This window comes from Moorena sp. SIO3I6 (assembly GCF_010672095.1).
The window spans coordinates 1-1065 of record NZ_JAAHHU010001698.1 but is presented as its reverse complement, the minus strand read 5'-3'; the positions used below and the strand labels follow the sequence as shown (position 1 = coordinate 1065).

The following is a 1065-nucleotide window of genomic DNA, read 5'->3' as shown; positions in this document are numbered from 1 at the left end:
TCACGGACGTAGGGCCAAGAGTCTTTTCCGTCTAGGTTTTGACCATCTGCGTCATCTTATCCTTAATCCTCAATCCCTTCATCAGTTCGACTTTCGGCAATCAATACATGTTTTGTCCTGTACTTAGACTTATAGGCGGCTGACCCCATTTCCCCCAGAGCGTCTACTGCATTAGTAAGGACATCACTATCTGAGTGGGTTAAAAGTTGGGCAATTTGGGGAGCGTACTTAGAGGCCGCTGCTCCCATTTCCTCCAGGGCTGATACTGCACTAGCACGGACTCTGGACTGAACCGACTTTCTGTCATTCTCATACCCTAACCAGCCTACAATCTGCTCAATTGTCTCGTGAGGAATATCAAGGGGGGGCTTGAGTTGATCCAATTTATAGCTAGACAATTTGTCGAAAGCTTTAAGCCATACCAAGGGGTCGGTATCATCCAGTGCTGCCACAATCCCCTTGAGCTGCCACGATTTTGGCTCAGGGTGTGATTCGTGAGGGTCAATCGATGGGTGAGCATGACTCCCGTTGACAATCAACAGTACCGCTACTAGTAGTGCTAACAGATAACAGAGGCACTGGGTAACACCAGTCTTAAAGGTAGGGAAAAGCTTTGGGCGGTTGAAATTGCCTCTATGGGGCATGGTGATAGTTTCCCACGGAGTTAGTCGGCTAATAGGGATCCCCCCTAACCCCCCTTAATAAGGGGGGAAAAGAGAATAAGGGGGAAAAAGAGCACAGAAGAGGGAACAGCGGATCTGGTAAAAATCCTGTGTACCTCATAGTTATGAAAAACGCTGTAACTATAATTATGCTGATTTTGGCGCTAGACCCTAAGCCCAGCAACCTTTTGACACTACGATGCTCCCCGAAGGTTAGTTTTAATTATACCAATTTTAGTGACTATTATATAGAAGAGGGAATCGGGAATCGGGAGTCGGGAATCGGGAGTCGGGAGTCGGGAGTCGGGAATCGGGAGTCGGGAGTCGGGAATCGGGAATCGGGAGTGTGGGAAGCATGGAGTTTATGGGAGGTGTGGGAAGTGTCCCCCCCTTGTTAAGGGGA

At 48.6% G+C, this 1065-nt stretch carries 2 pseudogenes; one reads left to right on the top strand and one right to left on the bottom strand.

Annotation, left to right across the window (positions count from 1 at the left end):
• Positions 1-127: pseudogene (locus F6K49_RS52405) on the top strand (IS4 family transposase); the annotation flags it as partial.
• A gap of 19 nt (positions 128-146) precedes the next feature.
• On the opposite strand, the pseudogene F6K49_RS54170 reads toward F6K49_RS52405, so the two are convergent.
• Positions 147-644: pseudogene (locus F6K49_RS54170) on the bottom strand (HEAT repeat domain-containing protein); the annotation flags it as partial.
• Positions 645-1065: the final 421 nt, after the last annotated feature.